General features: G+C 75.4%; 1 protein-coding gene and 1 pseudogene. Both read right to left on the bottom strand.

The window, feature by feature from the left end; genetic code table 11:
• Positions 1–86: 86 nt before the first annotated feature.
• Positions 87–3977 (bottom strand): nicotinate-nucleotide--dimethylbenzimidazole phosphoribosyltransferase, encoded by a 3891-nt coding sequence (cobT, locus tag ABT085_RS44015; RefSeq protein ID WP_351622148.1) that lies wholly within the window; start codon positions 3975–3977, stop codon positions 87–89.
• A 429-nt stretch (positions 3978–4406) separates the two neighbouring features.
• Positions 4407–4654, bottom strand: a pseudogene (locus tag ABT085_RS44010) (precorrin-6y C5,15-methyltransferase (decarboxylating) subunit CbiE); the annotation flags it as partial.

Genomic DNA, 4654 nt, shown 5'->3' with positions numbered 1-4654 from the left:
GCGAATTTTAGCCGTGGTGCGGGGTACGGCAGGGGGCGGGGGCGGGCGCCGGAACGTCCGGCCGCCCGACCCCGCCCCGCGGTGGGCTACTTCTCGGTGACGCCCGCCGAGTCGAACGTCGCCACCTCGTGCATCGCTCGTGCCGTGCTCTGCACCAGCGGGAGCGCCAGCAGGGCGCCCGTGCCCTCGCCCAGGCGCAGGTCCAGGTCGACCAGGGGGCGCAGGCCCAGCTTGTTGAGGGCCGCCACATGGCCCGGCTCGGCGCTGCGGTGGCCCGCGATGCAGGCCGCGAGGACCTCCGGGGCGATCGCCCGGGCGACCAGTGCGGCGGCGCCCGCGCTGACGCCGTCCAGGATCACCGGGGTACGCAGCGAGGCGCCGCCCAGCAACAGGCCGACCATCGCCGCGTGTTCGAAGCCGCCGATCGCCGCGAGGACGCCGATGGGGTCGGCCGGGTCGGGCTGGTGGAACTCCAGGGCGCGGCGCACGACATCGGTCTTGCGGGCGAGGGTCTCGTCGTTGATGCCGGTGCCGCGGCCGGTGACCTCGGCCGGGTCGGCGCCGGTGAAGACGGAGATGAGGGCGGCCGACGCGGTGGTGTTGGCGATGCCCATCTCACCGGTGAGCAGCGCCTTGTTGCCGGCCGCCACCAGGTCGCGGGCGGTCTCGATGCCCACCTCGATGGCCTGCTTGGCCTCCTCGCGGGTCATCGCGGGGCCGGTGGTCATGTCCGAGGTGCCCGCGCGGACCTTGCGCGGCAGCAGACCGGGGGTGGCCGGGAGGTCGGCCGCGACGCCCACGTCGATGACGCAGACCTCGGCGCCCACCTGCGCGGCGAAGGCGTTGCAGACCGCTCCCCCACCCAGGAAGTTGGCCACCATCTGGGCCGTGACCTCCTGCGGCCAGGGGGTGACGCCCTGGGCGTGCACACCGTGGTCGCCCGCGAAGATCGCGACGGCCGCGGGCTCCGGGATCGGCGGCGGGCACTGCCGGGACAGGCCGGACAGCTGCGCGGAGATGATCTCCAGCATGCCGAGCGCGCCGGCCGGCTTGGTCATGCGCTTCTGCCGCTCCCAGGCCTCGCCGAGCGCCTTGGCGTCCAGCGGGCGGATCCCGGCGACGGTCTCCGCGAGCAGGTCGTGCGGGTCCTCGCCGGGCAGCGCGCGACGGCCGTACGTCTCCTCGTGCACCACCCAGGACAGGGGACGGCGCTTGGACCAGCCCGCCTGCATCAGCTCGGGCTCCTCCGGGAACTCGTCGACGTACCCGACGCACAGGTAGGCGACGACCTCCAGGTGGTCGGGCAGGCCGAGGGCGCGGACCATCTCGCGCTCGTCGAAGAAGCTGACCCAGCCGACGCCGAGACCCTCGGCGCGGGCGGCGAGCCAGAAGTTCTCCACCGCGAGCGCGGCGGAGTACGGGGCCATCTGCGGCTGGGTGTGCCGGCCGAGGGTGTGCCGGCCGCCGCGGGTCGGGTCGGCGGTGACGACGACGTTCACGGGGGTGTCGAGGATCGCCTCGATCTTCATTTCCCTGAACTGCTTGGCCCGGCCCTTGGGCAGCGACTTGGCGTACGCCTCGCGCTGGCGCATGGCCAGTTCGTGCATGGTGCGGCGGGTCTCGGCCGAGCGGATCACGACGAAGTCCCAGGGCTGCGAGTGGCCCACGGAGGGGGCCGTGTGGGCCGCCTCCAGGACGCGCAGCAGCACCTCGTGCGGGATCGGGTCGTTGCGGAAGCCGTTTCGGATGTCACGGCGCTCGCGGATCACCCGGAGCACGGCCTCGCGCTCGGCTTCGGCGAAGCCGGGAGCGGCCGGGCCGGTGGACTCTGGTGCTTCTTCCACTGCGGCCGTGCTCTCTTCTTCCTGGTCTTCCTGTACGGCGCCCCTGGTGTCCAGGTCCGCCGCCTGCTGTACGAGGCCCGCGTCGTGCTCCGCGTCCTCGGCGGCCTGGCCGGGGGCCGGCTCGGCCTCCCGGGGGGCGGGGACCACGGCGACGGGCTCCGGGGTCTGCGCTCCCGGCGTCTGTGCCTGCGGGGCCTGCGCCGCCGGGGCCTGCGGCTCCTGGGCGGGCAGGACGATGGGGTGCGGCGGGGTCGGGGCGAGGTGCGGGGTGGTCGGCACCATGCCCTCGACCGGGACGAACCGGCCCACGGGCTGGTCCTGGCCGGCCTCGGCCCCCGGGTCGGCCGCGGGCGCGTCGGCGGTCTGCGGGACGGGCTCGGCGGCGGGCGGCACCTGTGCCGCGGCGCCGGGGTGCGCGGGCGCCGGGTCGGCGGCGGGCTCGGCCGGCTCCGGGGTGTCGGCCGCGGGGCGGGCGAGGCCCATCGCGTCGAGGGCCGACGGAAGGGGCGCGAACACGCCTGACTCGGGCCCGGCGGCCGGGGCGACCGCCTCGGGGGTCCCGGCGGGCTGCGCGGCGACGGCCGCGGCGGGGTCCGCGACGGGAGCGGCGGCGGACGCGTCCTCGGGAACGGCCGGCTGCGGGACCTGCGGTGCCTGAGGTGCCTCGGGCACGACGGCGTCGGCGGCCGGTACGCCCTGCGGCGCGGCCACGGCCTCCGTGTCGGGCACGCTCGCAGCAGCCTCCGGCGCCAGGGCGTCGGCGGGCGCGGCCTGCTCCGGAGCGATCTGCTCCGGCCCTGCCTGCTCCGCCACGACCTGCTCCGGCACGGCCTGTTCCGATACGGCCTGTTCCGGTGCGGCCTGTTCCAGCACGGCAGGCGCGGGTTCGGGGGTCTGCGGGGTCTGCGGGATCTCCGGAGCCGCGGTCGTCGCCTCGGCGGCGACCGCTTCCGCTGCCTGCTCGGCGGCGACCGCGTCGGACGGCGCGGCGACCTGGCCCGCTTCCTCGGCACCGGCGGCCGGTACGGATTCGACGGTCTCCTGGGGTGCGACGGCAGCGGCGTCGGCCTGCCCGGGGTCCACGACGGACTCGGGGCCCGGGACCGGACCCTGCTCCGTCGCCTCGGCGGCGCCGGGGACCTGGGCCGCGTCCGCGACCGGCGCGGTGTCAGGAACCTGTCCCTCGTTCCCGGCGGGGCCGGCCGCCTGACCGTGCGTCGGTCCGGATACCACTCCCGTGCCCGGACCGTGCTCCGCGGTCATGGTCTCGGCCGCCGTCGGCTCCGGGCCGGAGGCGGGCTCGTCCGGCCGGCCCGGCCCCTCGGACTGTGCCGTGGCGACGCCCGCCTCGGTGGCGATACGGGCCATCACGGCCTCGGCCGCGCCGACCGGCTCGGGCTGCTGTTCCACGACCGGCTGTTCCATCACCGGCTGTTCCACGACCGGCTGTTCCATCACCGGCTGTTCCGACACCGGCTGTGCCGCGACCGGGTGCTCCACGACCGGCTGTGCCGCCGCCGGGTACTCCGCGTGCGTCACGACCGGGGCTTCGGCGGGGGCGGCGACCGGGTGCTCCACGACCGGGGCGGCCGTCGCCGCGGGGCTCGCGACCATTGCCGCCGGCGCCTGGACCGGACTCGGGCCGACCCAGGGCGCGTTGCCCGGCACCTGCATCTCGCGCACCGGCGATACGTCGAGGTACTCGGGGCCGATCGTCGCGGGTCCCGGGTGACGTACGGGCGCGCCTGCCGGGCCCCGGTCGGCGAGGGAGCGGACCGGGCTGGCGGAGGCGTCCGGGATCGGCGGACCGAGGTGCAGGGGTCTGCGGGGCTGCACCTGGACCGGCGGAGTCGGGCTGGGCAGGCGGACGCCGCCGAGGTCGACCGAACCGGTGTCCCGGCCGGACAGCTCGTGCGGACCCGGCTCGTGAAGGGTCTCGACGACGGGCTCCGGCGCCGGCGGAGCCACTTCGTTGCCCCAGGCGCTCTGGGCGCCCGGCAGCAGCAGGTCTTCGTCCTCGGCGGTGGTCTCGGAGAGGTAGGTGTACCCGCCCTGCTCGGAGACGCCAGGCTGCTCCACCATGCCTGAGTTCTCCGGCAGCCCCTCGCCCGGGATCTGGCCGGTGTCGGTCATGCGTACCCCTCGCCCATCGGTTAGTGCCTCTACGACCAGCTCACCGGGAACGGCGCACCGACCGCCCCCGTAGTGAAGAACGAGCGTGCGTGCCCAGCGGCACGAACGAGCCGACCGTAAAAAGCGACAAAGCCATTAGGTGGCATTGTCCCGGCCGTTCCGTCGTCGCGACAGGTTGATCCGCGACAGCCCGCTGTGGACTGCGCCACGTTGCGCGTCCTCCGGTTCTTGCCGTACCACACTCACCCCAAAACGGACGGGTTTTCCGGACATTGACGAACGAATGTACGGGTCCCCAGGTGCGGTACAACGATCGGCCAGCCTACCGCGCGCGGTACGACAACAGGATCACGGGTCACGATCGGGCAGGTCCGCCCGTGACCCGACGCCGGCCCGGCCGCGCCGCGCCCGCGGCGCGTTCACCGGCTCTCAGCGGGGTGCTTCGCGCTGCGGCAGTTCCCCGGTGAGCAGGAACGCCACGCTCCGCTCCCGCTCCGTCCAGACCCGGGTGTCGAGTTCGACCGACTGGAGCAGGGCGCACTCCACCCGGTAACCGTGCTCGGTCAGGTCCCGCCCGATGACCTCGGCGGCGTCGCGGTTCGCCGCGTGCGTGACGATCCGCTGCGGGCGCCGGTCGGCGACCGCGGTGACGACGGCGGCTCCGCCGCCGGCGACGC

Origin of the sequence: Streptomyces sp. NPDC002265 (genome assembly GCF_040296125.1) — a bacterium.
Taxonomy (GTDB): Bacteria; Actinomycetota; Actinomycetes; order Streptomycetales; family Streptomycetaceae; genus Streptomyces.
Note: the sequence above shows the minus strand (reverse complement) of the source record. Positions and strands in the feature narration are given on the sequence as shown.